This is a genomic window from Bacillus cereus group sp. TH152-1LC (assembly GCF_027710505.1).
Taxonomy (GTDB): Bacteria; Bacillota; Bacilli; order Bacillales; family Bacillaceae_G; genus Bacillus_A; species Bacillus_A mobilis.
In genome coordinates, this window is the sequence record NZ_JAQFNK010000008.1 from 69,002 (window position 1) to 89,963 (window position 20,962).

Below are 20,962 nucleotides of genomic sequence, written 5' to 3' on the forward strand. Positions count from 1 at the left end.
GAAGATTAGGATGCCGAGAATTTACTTAAATGAAGAAGCTTTGAATCAAGCAATACAACAATTTGACCATATGATTCAAGACTTAAATCATAATAAAAGAGTTGTAAGTAATGTACATAATTTACTCTTATCAAGCTGGTCGCAACTTGGAGTAGGGAAAAAAGCCATTAGCGATTTAGAATCTTTTAAAAAAGATATCGAAAGAAGGATGGAAGAATTAGAGTCTGATAAAAGGGAGTTAAAGGGTGCGATTGATTTATTGAAAGCGCTGGACCAAAGCTATGATTATATGGGTCCTAAATATTAAATTACAAGAAGCACTCACAAAGGTGCTTTTTGTAGTTTAACTGGATTCAAGATTATTGTAGTCATTATTAAGGAATATGATTCTAGATCCGTAATGTAGATTGAAAAAGTAATATACAGTTTTGAATCAAACTTGCAAACGATGATTTTTTATTTTACAATTTATTTACCGACCGGTAAGTAAAAATAAGTGAGGTACAGTATGACAAAGAATTTACAAACATCGCAAAATATTGTCGAGGCATCATTTAAACTCATGGCAGAGCACGGCATTGAGAAGATGAGCCTTTCTATGATTGCGAAAGAGGTAGGTATTTCAAAACCGGCTATTTATTATCATTTTTCTTCTAAAGAAGCGTTAGTTGATTTTTTATTTGAAGAAATTTTTTCTGGGTATCATTTCGTGAGTTATTTCGATAAAGAGCAATATACGAAAGAAAACTTTGCAGAAAAGTTAATTTCAGATGGTTTACATATGCTCTCTGAATATGAAGGGCAAGAAGGAATATTACGCGTCATAAATGAATTTATCGTAACTGCATCGCGAAATGAAAAGTATCAGAAACGCTTATTTGAAATACAAGAAGATTTCTTAAATGGTTTCCACGATTTATTGAAGAAAGGTGTGGAACTTGACGTTGTGTCACAACATGCAACAGAAGAAAATGCTCATACGTTAGCGCTCGTGATCGATAATATGAGTAATTACATGTTAATGGGATTCCAGTTAAAGTACAAAGAAATTTGGATTCGAAATGTGAAAAACGTAATGAAGGAGGAATAAAAGTGAAAATGCAAAAAAACTGGTGGCTCGGTTTTCTTGGATTCATTGGGATTTATAAAATACCAGGTATGATCGAAGCTTTTCAAGCGGATGGAAGTTGGATGAAACTAATCGGTTTCATTTGGTTACTTTGGTTCGGATATTTTATTCCGGAGAAAAAAGAGGATAAATAATAAAATTTCAATTTTATGTAAAGTTATGTAAAATATAGATTGAGAGTATTCATATATTAGATTACTAGATTTGGAGTGGTTACATGGATCCATTGAAAAATGAAATTCACCCTGACATGGTCAAGGTGTGGAAAGTTCGTGCTGTAATTGAAGAAGGAATCGGTATTCTCGTCATTTTAGCTTACCTATTCCTCATGATAAAGTTTGATTGGTGGGCGTGGATTTTGTACGTGTTAATCGGCTTAACGGTTGCACTAGCGCCATTGGAGTACTTCGTATTCCCGAAACTTCGTCAGCGTTATTATAGCTATCAACTAAATGAAGAAGAACTTGAAATTCAGCACGGTCTTTTCGTCGTAAAGCGTGTATTAGTACCGATGATTCGTGTACAGCACGTTACGATTGAACAAGGGCCGATTATGAGAAAATATGGCTTAGCAGAATTACACATTTCAACAGCAGCAACTTCTCACAGCATTCCAGGCTTAACGATGTATGAAGCAGAAATGTTGAAAACGAAAATCGCAGAATTGGCGAAAGTGAGTGATGAGGATGTATAAGAGGCAGCATCCAATCACGATGTTATTAGAATTAAAAATAACAGATTTTATACCACTTATTATTTTTATGTTTAGTTTGAATGGGAAGTTTCCGTTTTGGTATTTAATTCCCGCTGCATTCGGTTTACTCACCGTTTTTTCAGCATTTGAAAAATGGTATTACACAACATATTGGGTTGAAAATAACGTATTACATGTGAAACAAGGGCTCTTTGTGAAGAAGGAGAGCTACTTAAATAAAGAGCGTGTGCAAACAATTAATACAAGTTCTAACGTGTTATATCAAATGCTTGGCTTAAAGAAAATTCAAATCGAAACAGCTGGTGGGGGCGACGATGCAGAAGTTAGCTTAGCTGGTATTACAGTAGAAGAAGCAACAGAACTTATTGCAATGCTAAATGAGCCAACGCCAGAAGTGAAAGCAGAAGAAACGCTAGATGAAACAGCAGAAAACACAGTAGAAAAAGAAATCGTTACAGAGGAAAAACAATCGACAGAATACAAGTTAACTTGGAAAGAGATTTTATTAGCCTCTGTTACATCTGGTCAGTTTGGACTATTATTCTCATTAATCTTTTTCGTGTATCACCAAGTAGATGAGTACATTCCGAAATGGATAGAGAATGGCGTAAAGTCATATATAATGGAACATGATATATATGGTTGGATTTTCATGGTAGCCATTTTGATCGTCCTTTCGTGGATTATATCGACAATTGGTTACGCGTTAAAACATGGTAATTTCACAGTAAATCGAAGAAATGATGAGGTCCGCATTGCTCAAGGGTTACTTGAGAAAAAAGAACTCGTCCTAAAATTGCACCGTATTCAAGGTATTACGATAAAAGAAAGTATGTTACGTCAGCCATTCGGTTATTGTGCTGTGCAAGTAGAAGTTATTCAAGGTAAAGGATTGGGTGACGAGAAAGAAAAAGTTACATTGCATCCTATCATTCGAAAAGATCGCGTACAACAGTTACTCGCACATTTACAATTACCATACGAACTGAATACAAACATTATTTCATTACCAAAAGCAGCATTACGCCGCTATCTCATTGATAGTTTCATCTTTTTCGCAATGCTAGCAATCCCGCTTACTGGGATAAGTATATACTTTGAAAAGCACTTCATCATGTGGGCATTAATTCCGCTCGCGATTCTCATCTTTACACTTGGATACGCAACATTTAAAACAAATGGTTACAGTGTAAACGGAGAGCAAATTACGCTTGTATATCGCAGCGTTGGAAAATATACAGGACTTGTTAGAAGAAGACACGTTCAATCAATGGAAAAGACACAATCATATTTCCAGCGCCGTGCAAATCTATGTACGTATAAATTCTCTAATGCATCATCGAATTACAAATTAGAGCATACGAGAGTAGAAGATGCGGAGAGAATGCAGGATTGGTATAAGAAGAAATTAAGTGAGAATTAAATAAAACAGCTCGTCTTTTGCGGAAGGCGGGCTATTTTTTTATCCCGCATTAACGGGCAGTAAGATTCCCACCTCAAAATTCAGCAAAAGCAAAGACGTTAGGTGCGGGATCAACTGCCCGTAAAAGCCCGATTGGTGAGGGCTGATAATCAGTGGGGAATGAAAAATCCCCCACTGATTAAAGTTTCACTTTATGTAAAAATAATGAATAATATATAGGGAAGGAAAAGTGAGGTGAATGAGAGTGAGCAAATTTTTAATACCGTATTCATTTTCTATATTAAGTTTCTTTATTTCAGTAACGGCACTTGATTTATTCGATAGGATGGGAAGAAATGATGAGATGACTTCGCCGAACATAATTGGAAAGATAATTCAATCTACTGCGCAAATGGGAGTCCTTACATTGTATTTCGGAGTACCTATTATTTTAGGTGGCTGTCTACTGGGTGAGTTATTGTTTAGAGGTATCATTGTACGATTTAAACTAAGCTATATTATATCTTTATTATTATATTTACTTTTAGCTTGTAGTATTGTTTCCGTAACGGTTGGAATTCCAACTACATATGAAGATTCTAATACTACTTTCATGGTAATAACTATGATTTGTGCTGTTACATTCTTTATGGGGCGGAATATATGGGAGAAAAAACAAGTTAACAATGGAGTGAAATAATGAAATACACATGTCCGTGCTGCGGATATAAAACACTAGAAGAAAAACCACCAGGTACATATGGAATTTGTAATATATGTTATTGGGAAGATGATGAGGTTCAGTTTAATGATCCTGAATTTGAAGGCGGAGCGAATGAAGTCTCGTTAAGACAAGCACAAAAAAACTTCATTGCATTTGGTGCTTGCGAGGAATGTTTTGTGAAATCAGTTAGAAAGCCGACTAGTGAAGATGTGAAGGATGCTAGTTGGAAGCAAATTTGTTAAATAGATTAAAATAAAAATGTTATTACTCGATGTAACAGGAGTAATAACATTTTTTTATGTAGTGAATCAAGAATTAAGGCCGTCTTATAAGATAAAAGATTAAAGATGATACAGTAATCGGAAGGCCAGTATCCAGAAAAGCTTCTAAATAAAAGGATAGAAAATCTCTTTTGTTAAACCACATAAAGAGTAAATGATTGTAAGAAATACCTAACAATATAAATAATGGAATACCGATTTTTAATTCGTGAATTCCTTTTATTTTTCTATAACAAAATTCACCTATTAAACAACCGATAAGAACAGGAATGCTTCCAAGAATTGAAACCGCAATAATAGATACCCAAATCGGTCCCCATGAATCCGCATAATTTGGAATGCTTGCATATGGTAAAACATTCATACCAATAGAGAAAACTAGTAAACATGCTATATAGCTAATAGTAAATTTCTTCATTATTATCCCCCGATACTATGTAAAATGGCATGTAGCAATAGAACTAGATACAAATAAAAATCTTCGGTTTTCTATATATGATTATATCAAGTATAGAAAAAGCTAGCTTTATTTTTTCGCTTCTAATATAAACAGTAAACTGGTAGTATAGTATTTCTTTTTATATTTTAATTGGAATATTTAGGATAAAAGGTTATAATTAACATTTGTGTGATCTGTCATTATGATAGTTTTTGTGAAACGAATCACAATAGTACTATGAGTTAGTTTAATTAAGAAGAGGGGACATATATAAATATGAGGCTTATAAAAATAGCAGCGATAGGTATGATTGCGGTAGGATCTCTTTCTATTTCTTCAAGCTCTTTAGCTGAAATGGAAAACGTAACGAAGAATGAAGTGCAAGCAGCTCCAAGTAGTTTCCCGGATGTTCCAGGTTGGGTAAAGCCATCAGTAGATTATCTTATAAGTAAAAATGTATTGTCAGGTATGCCTGATGGCACATTTTCACCAAATTTAGAGATAGATAGAGGCTCAGCTGCCAAAATGATGGCGAAAATATTAAATCTTCCTGTCGATCAATCGGCAACGCCTTCTTTTGAGGACTCAAAAAGGAACTGGGCAGCGCCGTATATTGCGGTTATAGAAAAAGCGGGTGTTATTAAAGGGGATGGGAACGGGAAGTTTAATCCTAATGGAAAGCTAACGAGAGGCGCAATGGCTTCTATGTTAGTAAATGCATATAAATTACAAGAGAAAGTGATAGGGAATCCTCCGACAGTATTTAACGACTTAAAAGGGCATTGGAGCGAGAAATATGTAAACATCTTGGTTGAATTAGGTATTTCAAATGGATACGGTCATGATAATTGGAAGCCTGATCAAACGATTACTCGTGCTGAAACTGTAAGTTTAGTCGCTCGAACTGATACTTCAAAAGATAAAGAGTTCAAGCGTAAACAAATTCAGATGTCCAAAGATTTCTTTGCTTATCACGATGCCTCATTATCTTCAGGAATCGCTTTTGAATGTACACCACAAAATGTAGCAGTGTATGAAGAAAGAGGAGATGGTTGGGTTAAAATTCATACATATCAAGGGTTCAAATGGATCTTATTAAACGAGAAAAGAATTCATATTAATAGAGACTTTTTCACATATGATTATCCAGCAGACTCAGCGAATGTACTGTTAAAATATACAGCGCAAACGGTGACAGTAGTGGAAGAAAGAGGTACGTGGTTACGTATAAAAACTGGTTCTGGTCTACAATGGATGAATACGAATGAATCTAGAACAGTAATCGACAACCTAAAAACGATTCAAAATAATCAACAGGTTATTTTAGTCACAACAAAAGGCTATAATACGAATCAAGCTCAGATTCGTACATTTGAAAATTCAAATGGGAAATGGAGAGAGCAAAAGAATATAAGTGGATATATTGGGAAAAAAGGTTTTGCAGTTGAGATGAGTGAAAGTGGTATGAGTTCGCCAAGAGGAAAATACACAATTGGCTCAGCTTTCGGTAGGCAAGGGAATCCTGGTACGAAACTTCCCTTTATTCATTTAACACCAAATCATGTCTGGGTAGATGATTCTACATCCCCATACTATAATACCCTGCAGGAAAAGCCTGTAAGAGGTCGATGGAAGTCAGCTGAAAATATGTATATCCCAGCGTATGATTATGGATTCGTAATTAATTATAATACGGAATCACGTACACCATACAAAGGAAGCGCAATCTTCTTCCATGTCTCTACTTCATGGACAGAAGGATGTACAGGTGTAGATAAACAAAATGTGATTGATATTTTAAGATGGATTGATCCCGGGAAAAATCCTGTTATTATTCAAACTCCTGAGAATGAACTGACAAATTATTAATTTGATACTCTTAAAAAGTTTTTAGTTGTAAAATGTATTCGGCATTATTTTAAGTCTACTTTCATTAGTAGGCTTTTTTTATTAGTGTAAGGAATTTTTGTTTCAGAGTACTGTTTACTTTTTGGCTTAATGATAATGAGCGGGGGAAAATAATGTAAAAAAACTATTGTATGTTTAAAATCCTTATGTTGCATTTGTGTTACAAGATAGTTACAAACGGTAACTTATGTTACGGTTTGTTTTCTTTTTGTTTTTCGGTATGTTACAAATCGAGGATATGTAAAGTTAAAAAAATAACAAACTAAAAATAGTTATTCTATGTGTATAAGAGTGTGTGTAGTAAAGAGCCTGGTGAGAACTTTACGCACATGATTAAAATTCCTTTCTGTCTTTAAAAGAAGAAGAAAACCAACTACCAACTATTTAGGAGTTTTAAGTAATGATAGTAAATGAAATGTACTTCCTTTCCCACACACAAAGTACATCTTTATTTTCAGTCTAATTACTACACAGACCTTTATACATATGAAGTTATTGTTTTAGGAACACATAGGGGGAGAAAGAATGAGGAAGTTATTAACGGTAATTGGACTTACATTTTTAATGTTAGCTGGATGTAGTAATGGAGATTTTGAAAAGGAAATGGATGCAGGGAAGACAGCGTTAACGAATAAAGAATATAAAAATGCCTTATCATCATTTGAGCGAGCGCTAGATGAGAAAAAAGACGATTCAGATGTAATAGTGCTTGTAGAACAAACGAAAATAATGATTGAAGCAGTGAAGTTAAAAGAAGAAACAAAGGTAGAAGAATCCATCAAGTCATTTGAAAAAGTAGAGAACATGAAGGATGGGAATAATACACTTATAAAGCAGGCAAAGGAAGAACGAACAGCATTACTAGCTGTATTAGAGCAAAAAAAGAAGTATAGCGAGCAACTGACGAAAAGTGAAGAGTTAATCAGTAAGAAAAATTATACAGAAGCGAAAGAGATAGTAAATAAGCTAGTTGCAGAAACAAAAGATAACAAGAACCTTGAAGAATATAATAAAAAAGCAGTAGGATTAGTTACTAAAATGAATGAAGAGGAAAAAACTGCAAAGAGTGAAGCGGCGACGAAAGCACAAAAAACAAATGTAGTAACGAATCAAAAGGTAGAAGCAGAAAAGAATCAAAATGCATTTACTTTTGAGAAAGCAAAAGAATATATCAAAAATGAATATAAAGAAGACTATGATTACACGCTAGAGAATACGCAAGTAGAGAATGGAAAGAAATATTATCAAATTAGAGTGCGTACAACATATAAAATAGAAGGCGCAGCTGGAGCAGGGTTTACTGGCGTATTCAAAGTATTCGAAGATGGTACAATCGTTGAACTGCACTAAATTGATGGAAAAGGTATCCTCAAAGTATATGAGGGTACCTTTTTTAGCATAAAAAAAGGCATCTAGCAAAAGTACTAGATGCAAATAAAAACACAAGGGAAGACAAAATTCTTCCCGTTTCCCGTATGTAATTATATCAAAAAATATATAAAAAACTAGCTTTATTTTTTATATAATTGAAGTGTAAAGCTATGAAAGTGTAAGATTACACTATTTTCATAGTGTTTTATTGAAAAAGGAGCTGGGTATATGATGAATTTTAAACCAGAAAATTTGAACCAACTATTAAAAATAACGTTAATTAGTGCGAATAAATCTTATGATGCGATTAAAGATTATGAATTTACGGGAGAAGCAGTAGTATTCCGTGTAGATTTCGAATATATTGACGTTTCTCTAATGATTATAGATATGTTAGGAAGATCAGCTTCTAAATTTAACATTTTGCCATATGCCCGTCCGAATACGAACGACATAGATTATATTCAGTTTCAAGTGTATTCGATTAATGAAGGGAATTTTAAAGAAATGATTGATACGATGTAGAGGAACTATAATTTTACAAAAATGTATATACCAACTAATATATAATTAATAAATTCATATAATTGGAGTGATGAGATGCAGCCGTTAGAAAGGGAGATTCATTCTAATATGCTGAAAGTGTGGCGAATTCACGCTTTAATTGGGGCGGCAGTTATACTAGCAGTCGTAATTGCGTATTTCTTTTTTATGATTAGTTTTAACTGGTGGGGTTGGTTGTTTGGCTTATTAGTAACAGGCGCTATTACATTTATCCCGCTTGATTATTTTGTGTTTCCAAATTTACGTCAACGTTATTATAGTTACAGATTAAATGAAGAAGAGATTGAGATTCAAAAGGGAATGTTCGTTGTAAAACGCGTACTCATTCCGATGATCCGTGTGCAGCACGTAACGATTGAACAGGGCCCGATTATGAGAAAGTATAATTTAGCAGAATTACATATTTCAACAGCGGCCACTTCTCATAGTATTTCAGGCTTAACGAAGGAAGAAGCAGAGCAACTGAAAAGACAAATTGGAGAACTTGCGAAAGTGAGTGAGGAGGATGTATAAAAGGCAACATCCGATCACGATTTTATTAGGTATTCGAGTTGCGACTTTGTTGCCTTTTATTTTTCTTGTTCTATTTAAATCAGATGGCCAAGTAAAACCTTGGTATTTCTTTCATCTCGTTCTTTTGGCCATATTATTTATTATGGCAATTTTCTCAGCGATAAAATGGTATTTCAAAGTGTACTGGGTTGAAAATAATATTGTACATATAAAGCACGGTGTGTTCGTTAAGAAGGAAAGTTACTTAAATAAAGAACGTGTGCAAAATATTAGTACGTCTTCTAACATCATTTATCAGCTGCTCGGACTGACGAAATTAAATATTGAAGTAGCGGGCGGCGGTACTGAACCAGAAGTGATGTTAGCTGGTATTAGAGAAGAGGAAGCGAAGGAACTGATTGCTTTATTACATAAAGAAAGAAGCGTTGTGACTGAAGAAGAGTCCGCAACAGCAGAAAATAAGACAGTTTATCAGTTAACGGTGAAAGAGATTTTAGCAGCTTCCATTACGTCTGGTAGATTCGGATTAGTGTTTTCTGGATTACTTCTTATTTACTCAGAGTTTAATCAATTTCTACCAGAATGGCTCATCAATAAAGTAGAAGCGTATGTGATGGATAACGGTGTATATGAATTAATTGTTATGGCTGCGATTTTAATGGCGGTTTCGTGGGTCGTTTCGACAGCTGGTTATGCGTTAAAATATGCGAACTTTAAAATTGAGCGAAATAGAAATGAAATTCGCATCGTGCAAGGGTTATTTGATAAGAAAGAGTTTGTTTTAAAACTACACCGCATTCAAGCAATTACGGTGAAAGAAGGAATTCTTCGCCAGCCGTTCGGTTATTGCTCTGTCGAAGTGGAAGTTATTCAAAGTATAGAAGCAGCAGGGCATGAAGTGATGTTACATCCTTTTATGAAGAAAAAAGATGTCCAGCAGTTACTTACGTATTTGAAGTTACCGTATGAAACGGAAGAAGAAATCGTTCATTTACCGAAAGCTGCATTACGCCGTTACATAATAATGGGTTGGATTACAAGTACCATACTCGCAGTGCCGATCATCGGTGCGAGTATATATTTTAAGCAAAATATGGCGTTATTCACTTTAATCCCACTATTTATCATATTTACGTTACTCTCATACGCCCGGTATACAAGTGGTGGATATATGATACGAGACAATCAGTTAGTCATGGTATACCGAGGCCTTGCAAAATATACAGGAATCATGCGAAGAAGGCATGTTCAAGCAGTAGGATACAATCAATCGTATTTTCAAAAGAAAGACGAGCTATGTACAGCTGCCGTATCAGTAGCGGGGCATAAATATAAAGTGAAGCATATGCAAAAAGAAGATGCGCTTCGCATATATAATTGGTACAAAGAAAAAGGAAACACCGGTACGTAACGGTGTTTCCTTTTTTGTGTCGTGATTTGTCAATAAGTCGATATATCTCAAAAATCGCCGATATAATTTCATGTACTGAATCCTTGGAGGACTACCGTACAAAACCCTTAAACTAACACATCAAAAGTAGTTACAAATGACGGACGAGAGAAAATACTTTTTTGCTGCTCTGCATGTGGATGTGCTTGAGTCTGAGCTTGTCCTTCTGCTTGTGCAGGGCGTTTTTTGTGAGCGTTTTCGAATGAACGTGATTCTGTCCAGTCTTTAAAGTTTTGCTCTGTTTCCCACATCGTTAAGATGACATATGTATCGTTACTTAATGGGCGTAGAACGCGAATTGCTTGGAAGCCTGGTTCGTTTTCAATAAGGCCTGCACGGTTTTTAAAACGGTTTTCAAATACTGGGCGACCTTCGTCTGTGACAGAAATGTTGTTACAAACGATATAACCAGGTTGTCCTTTAAATTCGCCAACAGCGTCTAGTACGTCATAGCTAAGTGAGCCTTCTACAGATTCTTCTGTATTTTCTTTATAAAACATATCTTTTTCATTATTTTTTGCAGTGAAATGTGCTTGTTCTAGAGGTGTTTCGTATGAAATAATAGCCTTCATTTTAATGCCCCCTTTAATTGTTTGTATCTATTATATCAACTCTCTTAAAAAACTTCGAAGATTATATACATAAAGATACTTCTTTTTCAAATAATAAATGTACCATCATTTGGAAAGAAGGCCGATGTATGAAGAAAGTAAAATGGACTTTATTAGGTGGATTAGCGACGCTTGTATTAGCGATTGTACTTTATAAACTTATTGTGTTAGCTGGTGGCTATATGATGGATGAAAAGCAGCTCGTTTTCCACTCTTCATCACGTATCGTTGACCAGAAAGGGAAAGAAATTACGAAATTATATGTAGAAAATAGAGACCTCGTACCAATCGAGCAAATTCCAAAATACGTGCAGCAGTCATTTATTGCGGTGGAAGATTCTCGTTTTTATGAGCATCAAGGAATTGATTACCCGTCTATATTCCGGGCTCTTTATAAAGATACGTTAGCAGGAGAAAAGGTAGAGGGCGGTAGTACGATTACGCAGCAACTCGCTAAAAACGTTTTTTTAACTCGTGAAAAAACAGTTACGCGTAAATTGAAGGAAGTCGCAATTTCCCTTCAATTAGAGCAAAAATATACGAAGCAACAAATTCTTGAAATGTATATGAATCATATTTATTTTGGGCATGGGGCTTACGGTATTCAAGCGGCAGCAAAGTTGTATTTTAATAAAAATGTAGAAGATTTAACAGTAGAAGAAGGGGCAATGCTTGCAGGTCTTCCGAAGTCGCCAAACGGATATTCACCGTATTTCTCTCCAGAGAAAAGTAAGGAGCGCCGCGATCTCGTATTGTCACTTATGCATAAACAAGGCTATTTGACTGCCGAAGAAAGCGTACGTTATCAAGGGAAGACGATTGCGCTATATAAAAACTTAGATGAGAATGAGCTCGCATATATGCCGTATATTGATATGGTTATAGATGAAGCAGCTCGTTTATATGGATTGTCTCATCAAGAAGTACTTCGCGGAGGATATACGTTTGTCGTTCCGATGGATGAAAAGATTCAAAAGGTAGCGTATAACCAGTTTCAAGATGCGAGGAATTTCCCTGGTAAAGAAGAGGGGGCGCAAGGTGCTTTTTTATTAATGGATAATCGTACGGGCGGAATTAAAGCGGCGATTGGCGGAAGAAAGTACGTCCCGAGAGGCTTTAATCGTGTTTTCGCAAAAAGACAGCCCGGTTCTGTGCTAAAACCACTTATCGTCTATGCGCCAGCACTCGAAACGAAAAAGTATAATCCGTATTCTTTATTAACGAATGAAAGAAATTCATTTGAAGGCTATGAACCTCGAAATTACAACCATACGTATTCGAAAGAAATGACGATGTACGATGCGATTTTAGAGTCAGCAAATGTACCGGCAGTTTCTTTATTAAATGAGTTAGGGGTAGAAGAAGGAAAGCAATATTTAGAGAAAGGTAATGTTCACATTGCCGATGCTGGTTTAAGTACAGCGCTTGGCGGATTGAAAAACGGTGTTTCAACATTTGAACTTGTGAAAATGTATCGTGCGTTTTTAGCAAATGGCGCTATTATTGAGCCGCACGTGATTGATAAAGTGTTCAATAGACACGGCGCAGTTATTGGAGAATCACCAAAAGTAGAAACGAAAATTTTCTCGAAACAAACGGCATGGTATATGACGAAAATGCTTGAAGGAGTTGTGAAGGAAGGGACAGCGAAAGCAGGTGTATATAACGGGGCGCTAGCTGGGAAAACAGGTACAACTTCCTTACCAAATGACGATAATGGAGCGAGAGATATGTGGTTCGTTGGCTATACGCCAAATTTAGTAGGAGCTGTTTGGATTGGTTATGACCGTACGGATAAAGAGCATCAGTTGCAAGGAGAAAGTGTGTCAGCAACGAAATTGTTTAAGAAAATTTTAACGAAGGCAAATATAGAACAGAAAGAGCAGTTTATGAAACCAGAAGGTGTGGAAACAATCGGTGCTCCAATTCGGCTGCGCAAGATTGAAGATGTGAAAATAAAATTAGCGTTTAGCCCTTTCGGTTTATTTAAAGCGAAATTAAGCTGGACACCACTTCCAGATGATAGAATTATGTATCGGATTTATAGAGTGGAAAACGGAGTTCATACGCTTGTAGCAACTGTAAATGGTGCAGGAGAATATGAAGAAAAGTTCGTTAACATCTTTTCAAAACCGAGTTTTTACGTTGTGCCATATAACACACAAACGAATCGCGAGGGAGAAAAGTCAAAAGTAGCTAAACCATAGTTTTTCTCTGTGTTATAATAAGAATGTTGTGAAAATAGTAAGCGTTTTTAAGAATGTTTGTGTCAATTTAATGAACAACGTACATAATATTATGCATTTTGTTTTTACAAGCTGTATAGTAAAAAAAGATAAATATCGAACGTATTCGAAGCATTGGTAAGGAAGGGAGCAAGGGTCTTGGTAAGAAATATAAATGAGACATTTTTAAAAGCATGTAGGGGGGAACGTACTGATTATGTACCAGCATGGTATATGCGTCAAGCAGGTCGTTCACAGCCGGAGTATAGAAAGATAAAAGAAAAGTATTCTTTATTTGAAATTACACATAATCCAGAGTTATGTGCTTACGTTACAAAGTTGCCAGTTGATCAATATAACGTAGACGCAGCAATTCTTTATAAAGATATCATGTCACCACTACCTGCAATTGGTGTGGATGTAGAAATTAAATCGGGTATTGGCCCAGTTATTGATAACCCAATTCGTTCTTTACAAGACGTAGAAAAGCTAGGGGACATCAATCCAGAAGATGACGTGCCGTACATATTAGATACGATTCGTTTATTAACGACAGAAATGTTAGACGTACCGTTAATCGGTTTTTCAGGAGCTCCGTTTACATTAGCGAGCTATATGATTGAAGGCGGTCCATCTCGTAATTATCATAATACGAAAGCGTTCATGTATGCAGAGCCGAAAGCTTGGTTCGCTTTAATGGATAAGCTAGCAGATATGGTTATTACATATTTAAAAGCGCAAATTAACGCAGGAGCAAAAGCAGTTCAAATTTTCGATTCTTGGGTTGGAACAGTAAATGTAGCAGATTATCGCGTATTTATTAAACCAGCAATGGAGCGTATTTTTGCAGAAGTTCGTCCGATGGGTGTACCGATGATTATGCATGGCGTAGGAGCTGCACATTTAGTAAATGAATGGCACGACTTACCGCTTGATGTAGTAGGCTTAGATTGGCGCTTACCGATCGAAGAGGCACGCACGCGTGGCGTTTATAAGGCGGTACAAGGTAATATGGACCCTTCATTCTTACTTGCGCCATGGTCTGTTATTGAAGAACATGTAAAAGGTATTTTAGATCAAGGGATGAAGCAGCCAGGTTATATCTTTAACTTAGGACACGGTGTATTCCCAGAAGTAAATCCAGATACATTAAAACGTTTAACTACATTTATTCATGAATACTCTAAAGGGCAGTTAGCGAAGTAAAGGAGAATTGCTGTATGAAAAAGAAAATTGGTTTGCTTGTAATGGCATACGGAACGCCATATAAAGAAGAAGATATTGAACGTTACTATACACATATTCGCAGAGGAAGAAAGCCAAGTCCTGAAATGCTAGAAGATTTAACAGAGCGTTACCGTGCAATTGGTGGTATTTCTCCTTTAGCTACTATTACATTAGAGCAAGCTAAAAAGTTAGAGAAGCGTTTAAATGAAGTACAAGATGAAGTAGAGTACCATATGTATCTTGGCTTAAAACATATCGAACCGTTCATTGAAGATGCAGTAAAAGATATGCATAACGACGGTATACAAGATGCAATCGCACTTGTTCTTGCGCCGCACTATTCTACATTTAGCGTGAAATCGTATGTAGGACGAGCACAAGAAGAAGCAGAGAAACTTGGAAACTTAACAATTCACGGCATTGATAGCTGGTATAAAGAACCGAAATTCATCCAGTACTGGGTTGATGCAGTGAAAGGTATATATAACGGTATGGCAGAAGCAGAGCGTGAAAAAGCAGTATTAATCGTATCTGCTCATAGCTTACCAGAAAAAATTATCGCACTTGGCGATCCATATCCAGATCAATTAAATGAAACAGCTGATTATATTGCAAGAGGCGCTGAAGTAGCAAACTATGCAGTAGGTTGGCAAAGTGCAGGAAACACACCAGATCCTTGGATTGGTCCAGATGTACAAGATTTAACGAGAGAATTAAATGAAAAGTACGGTTATACTTCATTCGTATACGCACCAGTTGGATTTGTTGCGGAACATTTAGAAGTTCTATATGACAACGACTTTGAGTGTAAAGTTGTAACAGATGAAATTGGCGCGAAGTATTATCGTCCAGAAATGCCAAATGCATCGGACGCATTTATTGATTGTTTAACAGATGTTGTATTAAAGAAAAAAGAATCTGTATTGTAAGAAGAAAGGGGGAGCCTGCTTGAGGAAAAAAGTTGTAATCATCGGCGGTGGCATCACAGGATTAACAACAATGTATAACTTGCAAAAAGAAATTCGTGACAACAACTTGCCGATCGATACATTACTGATAGAAGCATCGGGTAAACTTGGCGGGAAAATTCAAACCGTTCGAAAAGATGGATTTACAATTGAACGCGGACCGGATTCTTTCTTAGCACGAAAAGAAAGTGCAGCAAGATTAGCGAGAGAATTAGGTCTTGGCGATGAACTTGTAAATAATAAGGCCGGTCAATCATTTATCCTCGTAAACAATCGGTTACATAAAATGCCGAGCGGATCAATGATGGGAATTCCAACGCAAATTACGCCGTTTCTATTTTCCAGGCTGCTCTCTCCAATTGGTAAATTAAGAGCTGGCTTTGATCTGTTAATGCCAAGATCAAAGCCAGTATCTGACCAATCACTCGGGCAGTTTTTCAGACATCGCCTCGGCAACGAAGTGGTTGAAAATTTAATCGAACCATTACTATCGGGTATTTATGCAGGGGATATTGATGAAATGAGCTTAATGTCAACATTCCCGCAAATGTATCAAATTGAGCAGAAACATCGCAGTATTTCACTCGGTATGCGTACACTTGCCCCGAAAAAAGAGACATCTGAACCGAAAAAGGGAATCTTCCAAACAGTGAAAACAGGTTTAGAATCTATCGTAGAATCTCTCGAAGTGAAGATGCATGAAGGTACGATAATAAAGGGAACTCGCATTGAAAAAATTGCAAAACTTGGTGATGGTTATACGATTACTCTTAGTAACGGAAAAGAAATAGAAGCGGATGCGGTCGTAGTGGCAAGCTCACATAAAGTATTGCCATCTATGTTTGCGCAGTACAAGCAGTTTCGTTTCTTCCGCAACATTCCGTCTACATCAGTTGCGAATGTAGCAATGGCTTTCCCAAAATCAGCCATTCAGCGCGATATTGATGGAACAGGATTTGTCGTATCTCGAAATAGCGATTACACAATTACAGCATGTACGTGGACACATAAAAAGTGGCCACATACAACGCCAGAAGGAAAAATGCTTCTTCGTTGTTACGTTGGACGCCCTGGTGATGAAGCAGTTGTAGAACAAACAGAAGAGGAACTCGTTCAGCTCGTACTAGAAGATTTACGAAAGACGATGGATATTACTGAGGATCCAGAGTTTACAGTCGTAAGCCGCTGGAAAGAAGCGATGCCCCAATATACAGTAGGTCATAACGAGCGAATGAAGAAACTCACAACATTTATGGAGAAAGAGTTGCCAGGTATATACTTGGCAGGTAGTTCTTACGCTGGTTCTGGTCTTCCGGACTGTATTGATCAAGGTGAGTTAGCGGCGAAACGTGTACTATCTCATTTGGAGAAAGTAATGGATATGGAATCAATTGCACAATAAAGTGAAACGCCTTCAATCAGATTGAAGGCGTTTTGTTACTTATTCACCAATAAACATATATAAGTTATTGGGCTTTATAACGGCATCTCCCGCATAAATAATCCACTCTGTTAAGTTATCAAAATCTAAATGGTAACTATTTCCTTCACTCATATCTTTTATAAAATACGGTTCGTTAATAAGTATTCCTTGAATGAAGTCTTCCGTAATGTTTTGCATTTCAAACCACATATGTTCACTTTTTCCTTCTTCGTAGGAGACACCAAACTTAGCGAGGAAACGAAAATCTTCATTCGATTGTTCAATGTGAAAAATGTTGCTGAAATATCCGAAAGTATTCTTTGCATTGTAAGCCATACGATCGGTTTCACTATTTGTTTTATAGAACATAAGCCCTGTAGCCTCCTCGTGTTCTTGGAAAAAGCTTTCAATATATTCTTCCGAAGTATTATATTTGAATAAGAGAACGGATGGAGATTGATGGTATTCATCTCGGGCATCCATCCCGCCTAAGAATGTGTTTTGTGCATCTATTGGTTGTAGTTTCACTTCTTCATCCTCGATTGAAGATAATTGATCCATCCTCGTTTTATGTCCAATATAAGATAATCCCTTTTCCCATGGAATAGCTACTGTATGTATAGAACCTTGCTGACTATGCGCGATAACGATAGGCTCATTCATAGGGACTTGTCCGTTCTCAACGGCATTATTAGCAAATGTTTGAAAAAGATCGCCAATGCCGTAATAGGAAGAAATGCGATTGGGAATAATTAATTCTATCTCTGTTACGCCTGCTCTTAAAAGGCCATGTGTATGAAACCAATATTGCGTAGGCTCACCGTCTTTATCGTCTTCATAAACGGAATGAATAACGTATAAATCAGGAATGTCAGGTAACAATTCATTTTCAACGTGATATTCAATATAGCTTCTAGATATCACTTTCATTGCTGCGCTTGAATCGATTACAAATAATAAATCTGGAGCGAGGTTCCATAAAAACTGTAATTGCTGGAAAAAGCAGTCCAGCACATCACCTACAAATAGCGTACGAGCGAAAATTTCAGTGCCATAAGCAGCATCTTCAAAATGACGATCTACGATTGTAGAATCTTCTCTATTGTACATTTTATATTCTTCTGGGTCATTTGCTTCATCAATATGCAGTTCATACGGTATGATTGTTTCATCCATATGTAATTCAACAATAAGGCTTGTCTCATCACTGTAAACAACTTTTAATTCATCAACTTTGGTAGAGATAGTCTCTAACCGCTGTTTTAACTGTTCAATTGTAATTCTAGTTGGTATAACGGCAATCATATCTGAAAAATGACGTTCTAATGTTCCATTCATAGCTGCGCGGTATGTTTCTGTTTGTACTTCCATCCAATCACTCCTATTCAAATGAATCCATTTTACATGCCAATGAACTTTCGATATTTTCTGTTTTCTCTCTAACATTATAGAGTGCATTCGTAGAAGGTGTAAAATTATTATTTTGTATTATAGTTTGAAAGCTTGTAAATTAAATAAATTTTTTGTAAAACTTGTCGAAATAGCATTCTATATAACGAATCATTTGATATGATAGAAATGTTGAGAAAATATGAAATAGGGAGAGGAAAATGGCTGTGAAGAAATTGTTAAGTGTCTTTTTATCATTCATACTATTGCTTTCATTTACTGGAACTTTAGTACAAGCAGAAGAAACGACTTCTATGTCAGTAGAAAAAGCAATTCAAGTATTTAAACAGCAAGGTAAAACGAAGGGGATGGTGGAAGGATATATCGTTGGATATACGCAAAGTCCTTCTAAATACACGAAAGATCCGGCTAAGTTTGATGATACAAACGTAGCAATTGCGGATTCGCCAAATGAAACGAATCCAGATAAAATCATGCCAGTTCAGTTGCCAAAAGGCGATGTGAGAGCGGCAGTAAATGTGAAAGATCATCCTGAAAATATCGGGAAGAAAGTTAGTTTAACAGGGACACTTGAATTATATTTTAGTAGCCCAGGTTTAAAATCAGTAACCGCTCATAAGTTTCAAGGGGAAGGACAAAACCGTGTTAGCGATGTAGTAGCTTCACCTGGTGGCGGAGAAGTTGCGAAGGGAACAGCAGTAACATTAACAACGAATACAGAAGGAGCAACAATCTACTATACGTTAGATGGCTCTAACCCTACAAATAAGAGCGTTCGTTATAACGGACAAATTGTAGTGAATGAAAATAGTGTAATTAAAGCAATCGCAGAGAAAGAAGGACTTACCTCTTCAGCGATTTCAACATTTTCATTTATTATCGTAAATCATGAACCAGTACGTATTCATGATATTCAAGGGAAATCACATGTCTCTCCTTACAAAGGGAAGAAAGTATACAATGTGGAAGGCGTTGTAACAGCGCTTGATAAAAATGGTTTTTATATAGAAGATAATCAGCCGGATAATGATCCAGCTACTTCAGAAGGTATGTATGTATACAAAAAAGATGCGAATGTAGCGGTAGGAGACCTTATTCAAGTTGATGGAGAAGTAGAAGAATATGTTGGTCCTGGATATGCAGAAAGGTTTGACACAGATTTAACGACGACGGAAATTAAGGCGAGCCGTGTTGCTGTAATAGCAAAAGATCAACCTTTACCAGCACCGATTGTACTTGGAGAAAACGGTGTGAAAATCCCTGATCAAATTATTGATAATGATGCATTCGGTTTATTTGATCCAAATGAAGATGCAATCGACTTTTATGAAAGTATAGAAGGTATGCGCGTTACGATGCCAACGCCAAAAATTATTGCACCTCAGAAAAATGGGAATTTATATGTCACAGTAGAAAATGGCGGAAATAAAGTCGTAACGAAATATGGCACACCTGTATTAGATGAAAATCAATTAAACCCAGAGCGTCTTTCTGTGAAAGTACCTCGTGATTATGTAGCAAAAGTAGGAGATACTTTCACTGGAGATATAACAGGGGTAGTCGGATATGATTACGGTTCGTTCCGCATTTCGCCAATAACGGAATTACCATCTGTAGTGGACGGTGGATTTAAGCAAGTAGGGGCGAATATTCAGCCTCGTCTTGATAAGTTAACAGTTGCTACATATAACATTGAAAACTTCTCGGCGAATAAAAAAGAAACAACAGATGAAAAAGTAAAAGCGTTAGCGTATTCTATTAAATACAATTTAAAAATGCCAGATATTATCGGTGTAGAGGAAATGCAAGATAATAATGGATCAATTAATGACGGTACAACAGATGCTTCTTTAAGCGCAAAACGTATCATTGATGCAGTTCTAGAAATTCGCGGACCAAAGTATGAGTATGTAGAAATCGCTCCGCATAATAATCTAGACGGAGGAGCGCCAGGAGCGAATATTCGCGTTGGTTTCTTCTACAACCCATCACGCGTGAAATTAGCAGCAGTACCGAAGTTACTTGATAAAAATGTTGTTCGTATTGGAGACGAAAACCCATTATTTGAAAGTACACGTAAACCGCTTGCGGCAGAATTTACGTTCCAAGGACAGAACGTTGTTGTCGTTGCAAATCACTTAAACTCAAAAATAGGAGATGCAACGCCATTTGGAAAAGTGCAGCCGCTCGTATTAAAGAGTGAAGAAAAACGAATTCAGTTAGCGCAAGAAGTAAATCAATTCGTACAAGGAATTCAGAAAAAGAACACGAATGCACCAGTTGTTGTGTTAGGGGATATGAACGATTTTGAGTTTGCTAAACCACTAAAAGCACTAGAAGGAACAAACTTAAAAAATATGTTAAACACAGTGCCGAAAGAGAACCGCTACACGTACATTCATGAAGGAAATGCACAAGTGTTAGATCATATTTTAGTAACAAATAACATCGCACCACATACAATTGTAGATCCAGTACACTTAAACTCAAACATTATGAAAGAACATGGACGTGTAAGTGACCACGATCCAGTACTTGCTCAAATTGATTTGAAGAAAGCTTCTTAAATGAGGGGAACGCTTAGGCAACTAAGCGTCCTTTT

Annotated in this window: 20 protein-coding genes; 17 read left to right on the forward strand and 3 right to left on the reverse strand. The window is 36.4% G+C overall.

Translation table 11 applies throughout. From position 1 onward, the window contains the following. Positions 1-10 precede the first annotated feature (10 nt). The 7 genes from PDL00_RS18915 to PDL00_RS18945 all read left to right on the forward strand — a co-directional run bounded on the left by PDL00_RS18915 (position 11) and on the right by PDL00_RS18945 (position 4,212). The gene (locus PDL00_RS18915) at positions 11-307 is read left to right on the forward strand and encodes a hypothetical protein (RefSeq protein ID WP_001137433.1); all 297 of its coding nucleotides are present in this window, start codon (positions 11-13) and stop codon (positions 305-307) included. Positions 308-508: 201 nt separating this feature from the next. Next, positions 509-1,090: a TetR/AcrR family transcriptional regulator gene (locus PDL00_RS18920; protein WP_144613364.1), complete on the forward strand. Its 582-nt coding sequence runs from the start codon at positions 509-511 to the stop codon at positions 1,088-1,090. A 2-nt stretch (positions 1,091-1,092) separates the two neighbouring features. Beyond that, positions 1,093-1,263, forward strand: a complete 171-nt coding sequence (locus PDL00_RS18925) for a hypothetical protein (protein WP_170959451.1) — start codon at positions 1,093-1,095, stop codon at positions 1,261-1,263. A gap of 83 nt (positions 1,264-1,346) precedes the next feature. Beyond that, the gene (locus PDL00_RS18930; protein WP_000371354.1) at positions 1,347-1,823 is read left to right on the forward strand and encodes a PH domain-containing protein; all 477 of its coding nucleotides are present in this window, start codon (positions 1,347-1,349) and stop codon (positions 1,821-1,823) included. Beyond that, positions 1,816-3,267 (forward strand): PH domain-containing protein, encoded by a 1,452-nt coding sequence (locus PDL00_RS18935; protein ID WP_242256681.1) that lies wholly within the window; start codon positions 1,816-1,818, stop codon positions 3,265-3,267. Before PDL00_RS18930 ends, PDL00_RS18935 begins: the two co-directional genes overlap by 8 nt. A 244-nt stretch (positions 3,268-3,511) precedes the next feature. Then, positions 3,512-3,946: a hypothetical protein gene (locus tag PDL00_RS18940; protein WP_000033025.1), complete on the forward strand. Its 435-nt coding sequence runs from the start codon at positions 3,512-3,514 to the stop codon at positions 3,944-3,946. Further along, complete coding sequence (locus PDL00_RS18945; protein ID WP_270730632.1) at positions 3,946-4,212, forward strand: CPCC family cysteine-rich protein; 267 nt, start codon at positions 3,946-3,948, stop codon at positions 4,210-4,212. The genes PDL00_RS18940 and PDL00_RS18945 overlap by 1 nt, the downstream gene beginning before the upstream one ends. Positions 4,213-4,285: 73 nt before the next feature. On the opposite strand, the gene PDL00_RS18950 is transcribed toward PDL00_RS18945, so the two are convergent. Beyond that, positions 4,286-4,669: a hypothetical protein gene (locus PDL00_RS18950; RefSeq protein WP_270730634.1), complete on the reverse strand. Its 384-nt coding sequence runs from the start codon at positions 4,667-4,669 to the stop codon at positions 4,286-4,288. A 297-nt stretch (positions 4,670-4,966) separates the two neighbouring features. Between PDL00_RS18950 and PDL00_RS18955 the strand changes: the two genes are divergently transcribed. The 5 genes from PDL00_RS18955 to PDL00_RS18975 all read left to right on the forward strand — a co-directional run bounded on the left by PDL00_RS18955 (position 4,967) and on the right by PDL00_RS18975 (position 10,457). Then, complete coding sequence (locus PDL00_RS18955; protein ID WP_270730635.1) at positions 4,967-6,559, forward strand: S-layer homology domain-containing protein; 1,593 nt, start codon at positions 4,967-4,969, stop codon at positions 6,557-6,559. Between the two features lie 564 nt (positions 6,560-7,123). Beyond that, a complete protein-coding gene (locus PDL00_RS18960) occupies positions 7,124-7,948 on the forward strand; it encodes a hypothetical protein (RefSeq protein WP_270730637.1) in 825 nt (274 codons plus the stop codon). 249 nt (positions 7,949-8,197) lie between these two features. Next, positions 8,198-8,494: a protoporphyrinogen oxidase gene (locus PDL00_RS18965; RefSeq protein WP_270730639.1), complete on the forward strand. Its 297-nt coding sequence runs from the start codon at positions 8,198-8,200 to the stop codon at positions 8,492-8,494. 75 nt (positions 8,495-8,569) lie between these two features. After that, a complete protein-coding gene (locus tag PDL00_RS18970) occupies positions 8,570-9,046 on the forward strand; it encodes a PH domain-containing protein (protein ID WP_270730641.1) in 477 nt (158 codons plus the stop codon). Further along, entirely contained in the window at positions 9,039-10,457 is a 1,419-nt protein-coding gene (locus PDL00_RS18975) for a PH domain-containing protein (RefSeq protein ID WP_270730643.1), read from the forward strand. Before PDL00_RS18970 ends, PDL00_RS18975 begins: the two co-directional genes overlap by 8 nt. Positions 10,458-10,564: 107 nt before the next feature. On the opposite strand, the gene hmoB is transcribed toward PDL00_RS18975, so the two are convergent. Continuing rightward, positions 10,565-11,068 carry a heme-degrading monooxygenase HmoB gene (gene hmoB, locus PDL00_RS18980; RefSeq protein ID WP_270730645.1) on the reverse strand — a complete coding sequence of 168 codons (504 nt, stop codon included), beginning with the start codon at positions 11,066-11,068 and terminating at the stop codon, positions 10,565-10,567. A gap of 128 nt (positions 11,069-11,196) precedes the next feature. Here hmoB and PDL00_RS18985 point away from each other — a divergent pair, with 128 nt between their 5' ends. The 4 genes from PDL00_RS18985 to hemY all read left to right on the forward strand — a co-directional run bounded on the left by PDL00_RS18985 (position 11,197) and on the right by hemY (position 16,929). Beyond that, positions 11,197-13,314 carry a transglycosylase domain-containing protein gene (locus tag PDL00_RS18985; RefSeq protein WP_242257183.1) on the forward strand — a complete coding sequence of 706 codons (2,118 nt, stop codon included), beginning with the start codon at positions 11,197-11,199 and terminating at the stop codon, positions 13,312-13,314. A gap of 177 nt (positions 13,315-13,491) precedes the next feature. Further along, on the forward strand, positions 13,492-14,538 hold the full coding sequence (gene hemE / locus PDL00_RS18990; RefSeq protein ID WP_270730647.1) for a uroporphyrinogen decarboxylase: 1,047 nt from the start codon (positions 13,492-13,494) through the stop codon (positions 14,536-14,538). A gap of 14 nt (positions 14,539-14,552) precedes the next feature. Next, on the forward strand, positions 14,553-15,488 hold the full coding sequence (gene hemH, locus PDL00_RS18995; protein ID WP_097863929.1) for a ferrochelatase: 936 nt from the start codon (positions 14,553-14,555) through the stop codon (positions 15,486-15,488). A 19-nt stretch (positions 15,489-15,507) separates the two neighbouring features. Beyond that, the gene (hemY, locus tag PDL00_RS19000; RefSeq protein WP_270730649.1) at positions 15,508-16,929 is read left to right on the forward strand and encodes a protoporphyrinogen oxidase; all 1,422 of its coding nucleotides are present in this window, start codon (positions 15,508-15,510) and stop codon (positions 16,927-16,929) included. Between the two features lie 39 nt (positions 16,930-16,968). On the opposite strand, the gene PDL00_RS19005 is transcribed toward hemY, so the two are convergent. Next, complete coding sequence (locus PDL00_RS19005) at positions 16,969-18,321, reverse strand: DUF4026 domain-containing protein (RefSeq protein ID WP_270730650.1); 1,353 nt, start codon at positions 18,319-18,321, stop codon at positions 16,969-16,971. Positions 18,322-18,560: 239 nt separating this feature from the next. Between PDL00_RS19005 and PDL00_RS19010 the strand changes: the two genes are divergently transcribed. Continuing rightward, positions 18,561-20,927, forward strand: a complete 2,367-nt coding sequence (locus tag PDL00_RS19010; RefSeq protein WP_270730652.1) for a DUF6359 domain-containing protein — start codon at positions 18,561-18,563, stop codon at positions 20,925-20,927. Positions 20,928-20,962: the final 35 nt, after the last annotated feature.